The sequence below is a fragment of the Maribacter algicola genome (genome assembly GCF_003933245.1).
Lineage (GTDB): Bacteria > Bacteroidota > Bacteroidia > Flavobacteriales > Flavobacteriaceae > Maribacter > Maribacter algicola.
Genome location: NZ_QUSX01000002.1, coordinates 1,230,015 through 1,245,001 on the forward strand (window position 1 = coordinate 1,230,015; position 14,987 = coordinate 1,245,001).

Sequence of the window (14,987 nt, forward strand, 5' to 3'; positions counted from 1 at the left end):
AAGGGCCTATTTTCGATATAATAGGCCCTTTTTATTTTTCCAATGCCCAAAAAGCTGTTTGTAATTGTTCTTTTGACCATCGCCAGTTCTTGCGGTGTCTTTAAACCGAATATACCCCAACCAAAAAAGGAATTTCGTGGGGTGTGGATCGCCACTGTGGTGAATATTGATTGGCCAAAAAACGGAACGGATTCCGTTGCAAAACAGAAGGAAGATTACCTTAAAATTTTGGATTTTTATAAAAACTTACATTACAATGCCGTCATTGTGCAAGTCCGTGCAGCCGGGGATGCCTTCTATCCTTCGGAATTTGCCCCGTGGTCCCGATTTCTGACCGGAACCGAAGGTGAGAATACCAAATGGGAGGATGACCCATTACCTTGGATGATTGAACAGGCTCATTTAAGGGGTATGGAATTCCACGCCTGGTTAAATCCCTATAGGGCCACATTTGATCTAAAAACCGATATTCTAAGTCCAGATCATGATTATAACTTGAACCCGGATTGGATGGTCAAATACGGAACCAAATATTATTATAATCCAGGATTGCCACAAGTACAGGAAAAACTGACTTCTATTATAAAGGAACTGACTCTCACGTATGATATTGACGGGATTCATTTTGATGACTATTTCTATCCCTATACCATTAAGGACGAAGTGTTTAATGACAGTATCACCTTTTACAACTGTTCCCAACCTCAGCAGTCTTTGCCCGACTGGCGGCGTAGCAACGTGGACAGCCTTATTAGAAAAAGTTATACCGCGATAAAGGATATCAAACCGTGGGTATCTTTTGGGGTGAGTCCGTTTGGCGTATGGAAGAACAAGTCTACCGACCCACGAGGTTCCGAAACCCAAGCGGGTCAAACGACCTTTGAAAACCTATATGCCGACCCATTACTTTGGATGGAAAAGGGGTGGCTTGATTACATAGCTCCTCAAATATATTGGAGTTTGGACCTTCCTGTGGCCTCCCATAAAACCCTTGTGGATTGGTGGGCAAACAATAGCGAAAACAGTTATGTATATATCGGGAATGGGGCGTATAAAGTCCGAAATAATAGTGATCAGGCGTGGGAGAAAAAGAAAGAATTACCCAACCAATTTAAGTTGGCACGGCAGACCCCAGAGATATCAGGCAATATTTTGTTCAGCGCAAAATCCCTGATGGATAAAAATGAGGATGTGGTCACCTATTTGGGAAGAAAGTATTACAAATGGCCGGCCTTAACGCCCGAGGTGAAGAATGGCTACGAGGAGCATTTGGAAAACGTCAACATTATCGAAAAAGAACAATCACCTGATTTTGTGACACTGACATTGGACCATGAAAATACTACTCAATATGTACTCGTATACAACTCGGTTAAAAAAAATACATCGGAATTAAAAAGCAAAAAACTCTTGGACAAGATTTTTGTTCCTACCGGATCAAACCAAGTTCAAATACGAAAATCGGTTCTAAAGGGAACTAATTTTGCCGTTACTTTTTTAAATCGATATGGACAAGAATCTCAACCAACAATCATACATTTAAATCAAATACCGGGGTATGGCAGAAAAAGATAAGGGTGCATGGGGATGGGTCCCCATTTTATATTTCACACAAGGTCTGCCCTATGTATTGGTGGTGACGGTTTCCGTTATCATGTACAAACAATTGGGCGTTAGCAATTCAGATATTGGACTGTATACCAGTTGGTTGTATCTACCTTGGGTGTTGAAACCGCTTTGGAGTCCTTTGGTCGATTTAAAAAGTACAAAGCGCAAATGGTTTTTGTCCATGCAGTTTGTTATTGCCGTCGCATTATTGGGTGTGGGCCTTAGCATACCTACCAACATGTTTTTTATCACAACGTTAGCCTGCTTTTGGATGGCAGCATTTGCATCGGCGACCAATGACATTGCTTCCGATGGGTATTATATGTTGGGCCTGACCGAAAAAAAACAGTCCTTCTTCGTAGGGATGCGTAGCACCTTTTACCGTTTGGCCATGGTTACGGGAGAAGGACTTATTGTAATCTTGGCCGGGTTCCTGGAAAACAAATATGGGGACAATTCCAAGGCCTGGAGCATCACTATGATAGCTGCGGCCGTTCTCATGCTGCTGCTAACCATTTCCAATTTCTTTGTGACCCCAAAATATGAGTCGGATGCATCCAATCTTGCCGAAAAGCCAAAAAGCTTTTTGGAAGTGTTCAAATCCTTTTTTGAGAAGAAAAACATTGGTATTGCGTTGGCCTTCATTTTGACGTACCGACTAGGGGAATCGCAATTGGTAAAAATGGCGGCTCCGTTCATGCTGGATAGTCCGGAAAAAGGAGGGCTGGGCTATTCCACGGAACTTATAGGGACCATTTTTGGCACGGCAGGTGTTATCATGCTCTCTATCGGGGGTATTCTGGGCGGCATCCTGATTTCCCGTGACGGACTCAAAAAATGGATGCTTCCCATGGTACTGTCCCTAAACCTGCCCAATATACTCTATGCCCTTTTGGCGATTACAAAAACGACGCATGTCATCCCCGTAACCGCCACCGTTATGTTCGAGAAATTTGGTTATGGTTTCGGCTTTGCCGCCTTTCTCATGTATCTTATTTACATAGCCGAGGGCAAGTCCAAGACAAGCCACTATGCCATTGCCACGGGTTTTATGGCACTCGGCATGATGCTTCCGGGTATGATCAGCGGATATATGCAACAATGGTTGGGCTATGATGGTTTCTTTATTTGGGTAGTAATCGCCGCATTTCCTTCCCTGATTTTATTAAAATACATTACCTACCCAGCGGAATTTGGTAAGAAAACCAACGATTAACATGAAAGAACTGCCTCCTTTTGAAATTGCCAAAACAAGATTAAGTCCCCTAGAAAAGATTGGACAGTTCTTTATGCCGGCGGCATTCATCAATGACACGGAGGAAGAAATACAGACTTTGGAAACCCTGATAAGAGACCACGGCATTGGGGGTATCTGTTTTTTTCATTCCAGGGCCAGTGCGGCAACCAATTTCGAGGGAAAGAAAGAGGTCATTCGGAATGAGGAAAGTTTTGAAACCCTTAAATCCTTGATAAAGAGATATCAGTCGGCATCCAAATACCCCCTATTTATTGCCATAGATGCAGAATGGGGCTTGGCTATGCGAATCGAAAATACACCACAGTATCCTTATGCAATTACTTTAGGCGCATTTACTGGAAAGGAAGAACTTATCTATGAAGTTGGGAAGAACATTGCCCAAGACTGCTTGGCGGCCGGAATCCATTGGAACCTTTCCCCAGTGGTGGACATCAACAACAATCCCAACAACCCCGTGATTGGGTATCGGTCTTTTGGCGACAATAGGGAGCAGGTCACAAAAAAAGCGTTGGCCTACATAAAGGGAACCGAAAGTCTTGGGGTATTGACCAGTATCAAACATTTTCCTGGACACGGGGATACTTCGGTGGATTCCCATTTGGGAATTCCCGTTATCGATAAATCGAAAAAGGAGCTTTTGGAAAATGAACTCTATCCCTTTCAAAAAATAATATCGGAAGGCATAGATGCCGTAATGGTGGGCCATTTGTCCGTACCGGCTTTGGCGAATGGCACCGAAACACCCGCAAGTATTTCCAGGGAAATCTGTACCGATTTGTTACGGGGCGAGATGAATTTCAAGGGCGTTGTCATTTCCGATGCCCTGAACATGCATGCCGTTTCAAAAATCCATCCCGTACCCGGCGAGTTGGAATGGCTCGCCTTCCATGCCGGAAACGACATCCTTTGCTTTGCCGAACACGTTAGAGAAGGTATTGAAACCATCGCAAAAAATAGTACACTGAACCAATTGGAAGAAACCTTTGAACGGGTATGGAAGCTGAAGGAAAAGGCCATGGGAAATCCATACCATCACAAATTTACTGAACTTTCCAAAAGCGCAGCATTGAACAGGAAAATCGCCGAGGAAAGCATTACGTTATACCATGGAAACGAGGCCACCATCAATACTTTCAGCAAAAAAAACTTCTGCACATTTACTTTAAAGCAGCCGAAAGGAAATCCTTCACAAGAGGATATCCTTTCCTTTTTGGAGGAAGCCAAACAGGAAACTAAACAAGAGAAAAATATTCTTTTACTGGTAACCCCGCCCAAGGTGAAGCCAGCGAACCATTTTGGTTTCCATCAAGAAGAAATCGATTTCATCAATTCAATGCTAGAAGAAAAGAACGTGGTACTGTATCATTTTGGAAATCCATATTCCCTAAAACTCTTTAGTGCAAAAAAATCCCTTGCAACCGTATTGGTCTATCAAGATTTTAAGGAATTTCAGGATGTGGCTACGGAACATTTTTTAGGAAAAATAAAGGCGCATGGAAAATTACCTGTTTCTTTAAAATAGCGGAACTATGAAAAAATATAACGTCATTGGAATGATGTCCGGCACCTCCTTGGACGGTCTGGACATGGCCTCTTGCCATTTTTGGAAACATAAGGACCGATGGGAGTTCGAGATCAAGGCAACAAAAAGCATATCCTATACACCGGAAATGCAGAACGAGCTCAAGGATGCCATTCACCTATCGGCCGAAAAATTGCTACAACTGCACAACGTTTATGGAAGTTGGCTTGGGGCGAGGGCCAAGGAATTTATCGTTGAACATAATTTGGAGACCGATTTTATTGCCAGCCACGGCCATACCTCGCATCATAGACCGGAATTGGGACTCACCTTCCAGTTGGGATCGGGGCAGCATTTGGCCAATGCTTCCGGATATCCAGTAATTTGCGACTTTAGAAGCAACGATCTCGCCTTGGGCGGTCAGGGTGCGCCCCTGGTTCCCATTGGTGACCGATTGCTTTTCAGTGAATATGATTTTTGCCTCAATCTTGGGGGTATCAGCAATATTTCCTTTGAATCCAAAGGCAGCAGGATTGCCTATGATATCGGCCTGGCAAATATGATCCTGAATTATATTACACGAAAAATCGGACTGGATTATGATGAAAACGGGATAATGGCAAAATCGGGCAAAATCAACCCAGAGATGTTGAAAAAGCTCAATGACCTTAATTACTATCTATTGCCACATCCCAAATCGATTGGATATGAATGGTTTTTGGAGGAGGTCGTTCCTATTGTAGAAGCTACTAAGGACATTACCGAAAACCTTTTACACACCGCCGTTCATCACATTTGCGAAAAAATTGCCCAGCAAGTGTCCTTGAATTCCGGAAAGCAAAACCAAAAATTGTTCATCACCGGAGGAGGTGCCCTGAACACCTTTCTAATCGAAACATTGAAGCAAAAATTAAATGAAAATATAGAAGTAGTGGTACCCGAAAAAACAATAATCGAATTCAAGGAAGCGTTGGTATTCGCCTTCATGGGCGTATTACGGTCGGAAAGGGAAGTCAACGTGCTCAAAACGGTAACGGGTGCCATAAGGGATTCGTCGAGCGGAGTCATTTTTTTATCCAATTGAAGTATTTTCATTAAATTCCTGTTCTAATCTGTTAATTCCTAAAAATGTCCGATAAACAAAAGCGAGCCTCCGCATATTGGAAGGAAAACGTAAAATATCTCTTCATTCTTTTAACAATTTGGTTCCTAGTATCCTATGGTGCTGGAATCCTGTTCAAAGATGCCTTGGATACGATAAAAATTGGTGGTTTTAAACTCGGGTTCTGGTTTGCGCAACAAGGTTCGATTTACGTTTTCGTAATCCTCATTTTCGTTTATGTTCGACTTATGAACAAACTGGACAAAAAATATGGCTACGATGAATAGCCGCCTAAAATGCTTTTAAACAACGCCAAGACAGCCAAAAACTAAATACCAAACAAACTAAAAAATTATGAGCGTTCAAGTCTGGACCTACCTACTCGTCGGAATTACTTTTGCCCTTTATATAGGAATTGCTATTTGGTCCCGGGCCGGCTCCACCAAGGATTTTTATGTAGCCGGGGGCGGGGTTTCCCCGTTGGCAAACGGCATGGCAACTGCGGCAGATTGGATGTCCGCGGCGTCGTTTATTTCCATGGCGGGAATCATCGCCTTTGCCGGATATGATGGCTCCGTCTACCTAATGGGTTGGACGGGGGGCTATGTACTTTTGGCGCTTTTGTTGGCTCCTTACCTTCGGAAATTTGGAAAGTTTACCGTCCCGGATTTTATCGGTGATCGATACTATTCCAAAACTGCCCGAATCGTGGCCGTCATCTGTGCCCTCATCGTTTCCTTTACGTACGTAGCTGGACAGATGCGGGGCGTAGGCGTGGTTTTTTCTCGATTTTTAGAGGTCGACATCAACACCGGTGTGGTCATAGGAATGATTATCGTTCTTTTTTATGCCGTGCTTGGCGGCATGAAGGGCATCACCTATACCCAAGTGGCGCAGTACTGCGTGCTCATTTTCGCCTTTATGGTACCGGCCATTTTTATTTCCATTCAAATGACCGGAAACCCTATCCCACAATTTGGAATGGGTTCTACTTTAAATGACGGTTCTGGAACGTATCTTTTGGATAAACTGGATGGCTTATCCACGGAACTTGGATTCAATGCGTATACCAATGGCTCTAAGTCCATGGCCGATGTATTTGCCATCACACTGGCATTAATGGTAGGGACTGCCGGACTACCCCATGTTATTGTGCGCTTCTTCACAGTAAAAAGAGTCAAAGATGCAAGAAAATCGGCCGGACTGGCCCTATTACTGATTGCAATACTCTACACTACCGCACCTGCAGTTTCTGTATTTGCAAGAACCAATATGATTAACACGGTAAGCAATAAGGAATATAGTTCCATGCCAGCATGGTTCACAAATTGGGAAACTACAGGTTTATTGACTTTTGACGACAAAAACAAGGATGGAGTAATTCAATATGTAGCAGATCCAGAAAAAAATGAGTTGACCGTTGACAGAGATATCATGGTACTGGCAAATCCAGAAATAGCCAACCTACCTGCATGGGTCATCGCCTTGGTCGCAGCCGGAGGTTTGGCCGCAGCCCTATCCACTGCCGCTGGGCTTTTATTGGTCATCTCCTCTTCAGTATCCCATGATCTTATAAAAAAAGTATTTAAGCCCAATATCTCTGATAAAGGGGAACTTTGGGCCGCACGTCTTGCGGCAACAGTTGCCGTGGTCATTGCAGGATATTTTGGTATTAACCCGCCTGGATTTGTTGCGGCCGTCGTCGCCTTGGCCTTTGGATTAGCGGCAGCTTCCTTTTTTCCAGCTATTGTACTGGGTATTTTTTATAAAAAAATGAATAAGGAAGGCGCCATTGCCGGAATGATTACGGGTACCCTGCTTATGTTATTCTATATGACCAAATTCAAGTTCGATTGGTTTGGTGGGGGCACGCCAGAAGATTGGTGGTTTGGAATTTCGCCGGAAGGTTTTGGCAGTATCGCCATGGTCGTTAATTTTATAGTATCTATTGTCATTATGAAGTTTACGACACCACCACCTGAAAATGTACAGGAAATTGTGGAGGACATACGGATTCCAAGCGGAGCCGGAGAAGCCAGCGGTCATTAAGTATTAATTATTTTAGTTGAAATCAGAATTTAGCAATGAGTAACTATCACATCAAACACCTAGAGGAGTATTATCAAGTCTATAGAAAATCCGTCCGTAATCCTGAGGCCTTTTGGGAAGAAATAGCTGAGGAGCATTTCGTATGGCGAAAACGATGGGATAACGTGCTGAGTTGGGATTTTACAAAACCCGAAATTAAATGGTTTGAAGGTGCCCAATTAAATATAACCGAAAACTGTATCGACCGTCATTTACCCACACGGGGCAACAAAACGGCCATTCTTTTTGAACCCAACGACCCAAAAGAAGAAGCCGAACATATTACATACAGACAGCTTCACGAACGTGTGTGCAAAATGGCCAATGTGCTCTTGGAAAAAGGCGTAAAAAAAGGGGACCGTGTCTGCATTTACCTGCCCATGATTCCAGAATTGGCCATTTCGGTATTGGCGTGTGCTAGAATCGGTGCCATCCATTCCGTAGTTTTCGCCGGTTTTTCATCCAATGCCCTTTCAACAAGAATCAATGATTCCGATTGTAAACTGGTGATTACTTCAGATGGTTCGTACAGAGGTTCCAAGACCATCGATTTAAAGGGAATCGTGGATAAGGCCTTGGAAGCTTGTCCAGGAGTAGAAACCGTATTGGTGGCCAAACGCATCCATAGTGAAATAGAAATGGTTCCCAAAAGAGATTATTGGCTCCAACCTCTTTTGGACGATGCTTATGGCGATAACGTGGCCGAAATTATGAACGCGGAAGACCCTTTATTCATCCTTTATACCTCCGGTTCAACAGGTAGGCCCAAAGGGATGGTGCATACCACCGCAGGATATATGGTCTATACCGCTTATACCTTCAAAAATATATTTCAATACAGGGAAGATGATGTGTACTGGTGTACTGCCGACATTGGTTGGATTACGGGACATTCCTATATCGTGTACGGGCCTTTGGCCAATGGCGCCACTACAGTAATGTTCGAAGGGGTTCCCTCCTACCCTGATTTTGGCAGGTTTTGGGAAGTAGTTCAAAAACATAAGGTCACCCAGTTTTATACGGCCCCAACAGCCATACGAGCCTTGGCAAAGGAAAATCTCGATTATGTTGAAAAATACGACCTATCCAGCTTAAAGGTTTTGGGCTCCGTTGGAGAACCTATAAATGAGGAAGCATGGCATTGGTACAATAACAACGTGGGCAAAAAGAATAGTCCGATCGTAGATACTTGGTGGCAAACGGAAACAGGAGGCATTATGATCAGCCCAATTCCTTATGTGACACCAACAACCCCAACCTATGCTACTTTACCGTTCATTGGAATACAACCAGCCTTAATGGACGAAAATGGAACTGAAATCAAAGGAAATCAGGTGGATGGCAGACTTTGTATAAAGTTCCCGTGGCCTTCCATTGCAAGAACCATATGGGGTAACCACGAACGTTATCGGGATACGTATTTTTCGGCCTATGAAAACATGTATTTTACAGGTGACGGTGCCCTACGGGATGCTGTGGGATATTATCGAATTACAGGCCGTGTGGACGATGTCATCATCGTTTCCGGTCATAATCTGGGTACGGCACCTATTGAGGATTCCATCAACGAACATCCTGCCGTGGCAGAATCTGCGATTGTTGGTTTCCCGCACGATGTAAAGGGCAATGCTCTCTATGGATATATCATCTTAAAGGAAACCGGGGAAAGCAGGGACAAAAACAATCTCAGAAAGGAAATCAATCAGCAGATAACGGAGCAAATTGGCCCCATTGCCAAACTTGATAAAATTCAATTTGTTTCGGGTCTTCCCAAGACACGAAGTGGTAAGATCATGCGAAGAATATTACGTAAAATCGCCAGTGGTGACACCTCAAATCTTGGCGACACGAGTACGCTTTTAAATCCTGAAATCGTTCAGGAAATCATGGACGAGGCACTTTAATTCTATTGGTAGGCCCTATTACTGGCAAACAGTGGTCTTGTTTTAAAGGCAATGAAAAGGACCACTGAAATCAATCCACATATCCCAAGACCTGCAAACAAGGCCCATACAGTGTCGGTAATATACTTTCCAATGAATATGGAGATGGGTATGGACAAAATTGTGGACACAAATCCCGTTATGGCAGCTCCTATTCCCGCAATATGACCGATAGGTTCCATGGCAATGGACCTTAGGTTACCCCAAATAAATCCCAAACACAAAAAAAGAACCGAAAGAAAAGAAATCAAAACGGACACACTGGGGTCTGGTTCGTTCCAGAAAATAATACTGTAAAGAAGGGCGATTGCCGTGAAAGTGGACAAGGCCACCAATGACAGGTTTCGCATACCAAATCGTACCACAAGGGTACCATTGGTCAAGGTAGAAAAGCCTATGGAAATGGCCAATCCAGCAAAAATTAAAGGAAAACTATCGGCCAAACCGTACAATTCCTCAAAGACGTGTTGGGCCGAACTCAAATACACCAGAAAAGAACCCGTAATCAATCCGGAGATTATCGTACAGGAAACCGTTTCGCGATACTTGAAAATTTCCTTGGTTCCCCTAATAAATACGGATGCTTTAAATGGAACCTTGTATTCAGGTTTTAGGGTTTCCTCCTGCCTTTTATAAAACCAAAAGGATACAAGTATTGCAAAAAATAACTGGGCATAAAAGATACCTTCCCAGCTAGAAAAACTCATGATAAATTTCCCAAAAGCAGGTGCAATAACCGGAACTATAATGAAAAACGCTGTAACGAAGGACATGATCTTTGCCATATAATCGCCCCTGTACGTATCCCTGATTATAGAAATACTGATGGTCCTTGGCGCCGATAACCCCACACCTTGGAGAATTCTTCCTAAGATCATGATTTCAAGATTGGGCGCCAAAAGACAGATGATGCTGGCTACACCAAAAACGGTAAAACCAATATAGACAATGGGTTTTCTTCCCAAACTGTCTGATAAGGGCCCAAAGAACAGCTGGCCTACTCCAAGTCCCAAAAATATCATGATGATCAGTAACTGGTTTTGGGTGGCATCCAAACTGTTGATCGCGATTCCAATATCTGAAATCGCAGGAATCAATGCATCAATCGTAAGGGCCACTATGGACATTAAAGATGCCATTAGGGCCACGAATTCAAAGTTTGGTTTTACATGTTCATTGTGCATGGTGCAAAAGTAAACCTTACCATTAGATAGCGAAGTATCCAAGCTTCAATTTTAAGTTTTGTACAATTTTGAGATTCAAATATGTATTTTTGGGCTAAATAATTATTGCATGCTGATTATTGGAATAGCTGGAGGAACAGGCTGCGGAAAAACTACCGTGGTAAATCAAATCATCAACGAATTGCCTAAAAACGAAGTTGGGGTAATTTCCCAGGATTCCTATTATAACGACCTTTCCCACCTAACCTTGGAAGAGCGTCGAAAGACCAATTTTGACCATCCCAGCGCCATAGATTTCAAACTCCTTGAGCAGCATTTAAAGGCCCTAAAAGCAGGGGAATCCATTGAACAACCGGTCTATTCCTTTTTGGAATGTAATCGCACGGAAAAGACCATACCCACACATCCAAGAAAGGTTATGATCGTTGAAGGAATCTTAATCTTGACCAATGCCGAAATTAGAAATATGTGCGACATAAAAATCTTTGTGCATGCGGATACCGATGAACGACTCATACGAAGATTAAAAAGGGATGTAAACGAACGGGGATGGAATCTGAACGAAACCTTGAAAAATTACCAGAATGTCATAAAACCGATGCATGAGCAATTTATAGAGCCCACCAAGGAATATGCGGATATTATCATTCCCAATAATAAATACAATACCGTAGCCGTTGAAATCGTAAGGAGCATTATTAATGAAAAATTAGCCAGGGCCTAATGGGACTGAATGAATTAAAGGAGAAAAAATGGTTCAAGGTCATGACCAATATTTATGTTTTGGTGCTGACGGTTTTTGTTATTTGGATGGTATTTTTTGATACCAACTCGCTCTTGATACATATGGAGCTTAAACGCGAAATAAACAAACTTGAAAAAACACAGGAGTTCCTAAAAAAAGAGATCGCAAAGGATAAAAAAGTCATTGAAAAATTGTCCAACGAGGATGAGTTGGAAAAATTTGCCCGGGAAGAATATTATCTAAAGAAGAAAAACGAGGAAATCTATTTAATTGAATACGAGGACAGTCTCAAACGCAAGGAAAAAAAAGAATAATTTGATTTCTGTCGCGATTTGCAGAAAACATATGAATCCTAGATAACGTTTTGATATCTAAAACTTTAACGCTATATTAATGAAAAGCTTTTGGTTATTCACCTAGTGTTAACAAAATCCTTTTATCAGCCCCACAAATAATCGTATTTTTACACCCTAACTTACTTGGTATATGGGCAAGATAATTGCTATTGCAAATCAAAAAGGTGGTGTTGGCAAAACGACTACGACCGTTAATTTAGCGGCGTCGCTAGGGGTACTTGAAAAGAAAGTACTGCTGATAGATGCTGACCCCCAAGCCAACGCTACGTCTGGGTTGGGTATTGATGTAGATAGTATCGAGTTGGGCACCTACCAACTTTTGGAACATACGAAAACCGCCAAAGAAGCCATTATTCCTACCACTTCCCCCAATGTTGATTTAATTCCGGCCCACATTGATCTGGTGGCCATTGAAATAGAATTGGTAGATAAGGATGAACGGGAATACATGATGAAGAAGGCCATTCTGGAACTGAAGGACTACTACGATTACATTCTCATAGATTGTGCGCCCTCCTTGGGATTATTGACGTTGAACGCCCTTACCGCAGCAGATTCCGTGATTATCCCCATTCAATGTGAATACTTTGCCTTGGAAGGACTTGGAAAACTATTGAATACCATTAAAAGTGTGCAACGGATCCACAATCCACAATTGGATATTGAAGGAATGCTATTGACCATGTACGATTCCAGATTACGCCTTTCCAACCAAGTAGTGGAAGAGGTAAAGAAACATTTTGGCGATATGGTCTTTGAAACGATCATACAGCGAAATGTTCGATTGAGCGAAGCACCCAGCTATGGAGAAAGTATCATAAAGTATGATGCCGCCAGTAAGGGGGCCACGAACTACCTAAATCTGGCAGACGAGGTAGTAAAGAAAAACAAGCAGACAGCATAACATGGCAAAAGCAGTAAAAAAACAGGCTTTGGGACGAGGACTATCGGCATTGTTGAAAGACCCCGATAACGATATACAATCTGCAACGGATAAAAATGCGGACAAGGTTGTGGGCAACATCATTGAACTGGATTTAGAGGATATTGATGTCAATCCCTTTCAGCCCCGGTCCAATTTTAACGACGAAACCTTACAGGAACTGGCCACTTCCATCCGGGAATTGGGCGTTATCCAGCCCATTACGGTCAGGAAACTAGGTTTCAACAAATACCAACTCGTATCCGGCGAAAGAAGGTACAGAGCATCCAAATTGGTAGGACTGGATACCATTCCCGCCTACATTCGCATCGCCAATGACCAGGAATCCTTGGAAATGGCCTTGGTGGAAAATATACAACGGCAAGATTTAGATCCCATTGAAATTGCGCTTTCTTACCAGCGGCTCATCGATGAGATCAATCTGACCCAAGAAAAATTGAGCGACCGTGTTGGAAAAAAACGCTCCACAATCGCCAATTACCTAAGATTGTTAAAGCTTGATCCCATCATACAGACGGGCATGCGTGACGGGTTTTTGACCATGGGCCACGGGAGGGCCTTGGTGAACATCGAAAGCAGACAGGACCAAATAGCCCTTTATGAGAAAATTGTGGGGCAAAATTTATCGGTCAGGGATACGGAAAATGCCGTAAAGAATTACCATCAAAAAGATTCTACCAAACTTACCAAATCAAAGGTGGAAACCCCTACCTATGTAGCATCAGGCATTGAAGAAATCTCCAAACATCTGTCCGCAGGTATTAAAGTGAAGACTTCCGGAACCTCCAAAGGTAGTATTACCATTCCTTTTCATTCCAAAGAAGAATTCGAGCGAATAAAAAAGCTGATTACGGGTGCATAAACACTTCTCAATACTCTCCCTGTTGTTTTTTTTGACCTTTGCGTCCTATTCCCAAGAGGAAGACATTCCAGAGGAAAAAGAAATGGACACCATCACCAATGCCCTCAGTACGGATGTATTGGTCATGGACGATTCCCTAACGGTAATAAAAAGAAAAGCCATAAATCCATTGGCACCCAGTAAGGCAGCTTTTTATTCTGCCGTGCTTCCCGGTTTGGGGCAAATCTACAACAAGCGATATTGGAAAACACCTATAGTTTGGGGTGCTCTTGGGGGAAGTGTATATGCCTATACTTGGAACAATGACAATTACAAGCGTTTCAGGACGGCATTCAAAAGAAGACAGGCAGGTTTTACGGACGATGAATTCAATGGTGAAGGAATTTTTCCCCTCTTGGATGACGGCGATCTAGAAAACCAACAAGAACGTTTCCAACGAGACCGGGATCTTTGGTTGGTATTATCCATTGTAATCTACAGTTTGAACATTATTGATGCCAATGTGGATGCCCACCTAAAGCAATTCAATATTGATAATGATCTTAGCCTGGATTTTGAACCGTATCTTGACCTTAATGCCGTTACCAACAACCCTACCTACGGGATGGCTCTAACCATAAAATTTTAAGTATGAAGATTGCACTTTTCGGCTACGGAAAAATGGGAAAAATGATAGAACGCCTAGCCGTTGAAAGAGGTCATGAAATCGTTGCCAAAATCGATGTGGGTAATGAAGCTTTGGATTTTTCCAAAATGGATGTGGCCATAGATTTCAGCACACCGGATGCCGCTTACGAAAACATAAAAAGTTGCATAGACAATAACGTACCCGTGATTTCGGGTACCACAGGTTGGCTCTCGAAATTTGACACCATTGTTGATTATTGCGAAGAAAATGAAGGGGCCTTTATCTATGCCTCCAATTTTAGTTTAGGGGTTAACATCTTTTTTGAACTCAATGCATATTTGGCCAAAATGATGAAAAACCTTTCCCAATATAAAGTTTCTTTGGAGGAAATCCATCATACCCAAAAATTGGATGCTCCCAGTGGCACGGCCATTACCTTGGCGGAAGGAATAATTGCCCATACCGATTATAACGGGTGGAAGTTGGACGAACCTGGGGATGATCAAATTGGTATTTCGGCCAAGAGAATTGGGGATACGCCGGGTACTCATACCGTGGATTATACCAGCTCGGTGGATAGTATAGAAATTAAGCATACCGCCCACAACCGCAAGGGATTTGCCTTGGGAGCGGTAATCGCGGCAGAATGGATTCTCGGAAAAACGGGTGTTTTTACGATGAAGGATGTGTTAAACCTTGGTTAAAATAAGTAACAAACAAATATTCAACAGACAGATACGATCAGATT

Annotated in this window: 14 protein-coding genes; 13 read left to right on the top strand and 1 reads right to left on the bottom strand. The window is 42.7% G+C overall.

Going from position 1 to position 14,987, the window contains the following annotated elements; all coding sequences use genetic code 11:
- The first annotated feature begins 42 nt into the window (after nt 1-42).
- The 7 genes from DZC72_RS14475 to acs all read left to right on the top strand — a co-directional run bounded on the left by DZC72_RS14475 (nt 43) and on the right by acs (nt 9,482).
- Complete coding sequence (locus DZC72_RS14475) at nt 43-1,575, top strand: glycoside hydrolase family 10 protein (protein ID WP_125223614.1); 1,533 nt, start codon at nt 43-45, stop codon at nt 1,573-1,575.
- The gene (locus DZC72_RS14480) at nt 1,559-2,824 is read left to right on the top strand and encodes an MFS transporter (RefSeq protein ID WP_125223615.1); all 1,266 of its coding nucleotides are present in this window, start codon (nt 1,559-1,561) and stop codon (nt 2,822-2,824) included. Before DZC72_RS14475 ends, DZC72_RS14480 begins: the two co-directional genes overlap by 17 nt.
- 1 nt (nt 2,825) lies before the next feature.
- Nucleotides 2,826-4,388: a glycoside hydrolase family 3 protein gene (locus DZC72_RS14485; RefSeq protein ID WP_125223616.1), complete on the top strand. Its 1,563-nt coding sequence runs from the start codon at nt 2,826-2,828 to the stop codon at nt 4,386-4,388.
- Between the two features lie 7 nt (nt 4,389-4,395).
- Nucleotides 4,396-5,472 (top strand): anhydro-N-acetylmuramic acid kinase, encoded by a 1,077-nt coding sequence (locus DZC72_RS14490; protein ID WP_125223617.1) that lies wholly within the window; start codon nt 4,396-4,398, stop codon nt 5,470-5,472.
- A 44-nt stretch (nt 5,473-5,516) separates the two neighbouring features.
- Nucleotides 5,517-5,777, top strand: a complete 261-nt coding sequence (locus DZC72_RS14495) for a DUF4212 domain-containing protein (RefSeq protein ID WP_125223618.1) — start codon at nt 5,517-5,519, stop codon at nt 5,775-5,777.
- Nucleotides 5,778-5,844: 67 nt separating this feature from the next.
- On the top strand, nt 5,845-7,539 hold the full coding sequence (locus tag DZC72_RS14500; RefSeq protein WP_125223619.1) for a sodium:solute symporter family protein: 1,695 nt from the start codon (nt 5,845-5,847) through the stop codon (nt 7,537-7,539).
- Nucleotides 7,540-7,574: 35 nt separating this feature from the next.
- Nucleotides 7,575-9,482, top strand: coding sequence for an acetate--CoA ligase (acs, locus tag DZC72_RS14505; RefSeq protein ID WP_125223620.1), 1,908 nt, complete (start codon nt 7,575-7,577; stop codon nt 9,480-9,482).
- A 2-nt stretch (nt 9,483-9,484) separates the two neighbouring features.
- Here the strand turns inward: acs and DZC72_RS14510 are convergent, their stop codons facing one another.
- The gene (locus tag DZC72_RS14510) at nt 9,485-10,705 is read right to left on the bottom strand and encodes a multidrug effflux MFS transporter (RefSeq protein WP_125223621.1); all 1,221 of its coding nucleotides are present in this window, start codon (nt 10,703-10,705) and stop codon (nt 9,485-9,487) included.
- A gap of 109 nt (nt 10,706-10,814) precedes the next feature.
- Between DZC72_RS14510 and udk the strand changes: the two genes are divergently transcribed.
- The 6 genes from udk to dapB all read left to right on the top strand — a co-directional run bounded on the left by udk (nt 10,815) and on the right by dapB (nt 14,943).
- Complete coding sequence (udk, locus tag DZC72_RS14515; RefSeq protein ID WP_125223622.1) at nt 10,815-11,429, top strand: uridine kinase; 615 nt, start codon at nt 10,815-10,817, stop codon at nt 11,427-11,429.
- Complete coding sequence (locus DZC72_RS14520; RefSeq protein WP_099543320.1) at nt 11,429-11,764, top strand: FtsB family cell division protein; 336 nt, start codon at nt 11,429-11,431, stop codon at nt 11,762-11,764. The genes udk and DZC72_RS14520 overlap by 1 nt, the downstream gene beginning before the upstream one ends.
- Nucleotides 11,765-11,936: 172 nt before the next feature.
- Nucleotides 11,937-12,710 (top strand): ParA family protein, encoded by a 774-nt coding sequence (locus tag DZC72_RS14525; protein ID WP_125223623.1) that lies wholly within the window; start codon nt 11,937-11,939, stop codon nt 12,708-12,710.
- 1 nt (nt 12,711) lies between these two features.
- On the top strand, nt 12,712-13,611 hold the full coding sequence (locus DZC72_RS14530; protein WP_125223624.1) for a ParB/RepB/Spo0J family partition protein: 900 nt from the start codon (nt 12,712-12,714) through the stop codon (nt 13,609-13,611).
- Nucleotides 13,604-14,239 carry a DUF5683 domain-containing protein gene (locus tag DZC72_RS14535; protein WP_125223625.1) on the top strand — a complete coding sequence of 212 codons (636 nt, stop codon included), beginning with the start codon at nt 13,604-13,606 and terminating at the stop codon, nt 14,237-14,239. Before DZC72_RS14530 ends, DZC72_RS14535 begins: the two co-directional genes overlap by 8 nt.
- A 2-nt stretch (nt 14,240-14,241) precedes the next feature.
- Entirely contained in the window at nt 14,242-14,943 is a 702-nt protein-coding gene (gene dapB, locus DZC72_RS14540) for a 4-hydroxy-tetrahydrodipicolinate reductase (protein WP_125223626.1), read from the top strand.
- Nucleotides 14,944-14,987 lie beyond the last annotated feature (44 nt).

What these genes read in the sequence shown, in the direction of transcription:
- DZC72_RS14475 (WP_125223614.1), top strand. Translation starts at nt 43, where the DNA reads ATGCCCAAAAAGCTGTTTGTAATTGTTCTTTTGACCATCGCCAGTTCT.
- DZC72_RS14480 (WP_125223615.1), top strand. Translation starts at nt 1,559, where the DNA reads ATGGCAGAAAAAGATAAGGGTGCATGGGGATGGGTCCCCATTTTATAT.
- DZC72_RS14485 (WP_125223616.1), top strand. Translation starts at nt 2,826, where the DNA reads ATGAAAGAACTGCCTCCTTTTGAAATTGCCAAAACAAGATTAAGTCCC.
- DZC72_RS14490 (WP_125223617.1), top strand. Translation starts at nt 4,396, where the DNA reads ATGAAAAAATATAACGTCATTGGAATGATGTCCGGCACCTCCTTGGAC.
- DZC72_RS14495 (WP_125223618.1), top strand. Translation starts at nt 5,517, where the DNA reads ATGTCCGATAAACAAAAGCGAGCCTCCGCATATTGGAAGGAAAACGTA.
- DZC72_RS14500 (WP_125223619.1), top strand. Translation starts at nt 5,845, where the DNA reads ATGAGCGTTCAAGTCTGGACCTACCTACTCGTCGGAATTACTTTTGCC.
- acs (WP_125223620.1), top strand. Translation starts at nt 7,575, where the DNA reads ATGAGTAACTATCACATCAAACACCTAGAGGAGTATTATCAAGTCTAT.
- DZC72_RS14510 (WP_125223621.1), bottom strand. Translation starts at nt 10,705, where the DNA reads ATGCACAATGAACATGTAAAACCAAACTTTGAATTCGTGGCCCTAATG.
- udk (WP_125223622.1), top strand. Translation starts at nt 10,815, where the DNA reads ATGCTGATTATTGGAATAGCTGGAGGAACAGGCTGCGGAAAAACTACC.
- DZC72_RS14520 (WP_099543320.1), top strand. Translation starts at nt 11,429, where the DNA reads ATGGGACTGAATGAATTAAAGGAGAAAAAATGGTTCAAGGTCATGACC.
- DZC72_RS14525 (WP_125223623.1), top strand. Translation starts at nt 11,937, where the DNA reads ATGGGCAAGATAATTGCTATTGCAAATCAAAAAGGTGGTGTTGGCAAA.
- DZC72_RS14530 (WP_125223624.1), top strand. Translation starts at nt 12,712, where the DNA reads ATGGCAAAAGCAGTAAAAAAACAGGCTTTGGGACGAGGACTATCGGCA.
- dapB (WP_125223626.1), top strand. Translation starts at nt 14,242, where the DNA reads ATGAAGATTGCACTTTTCGGCTACGGAAAAATGGGAAAAATGATAGAA.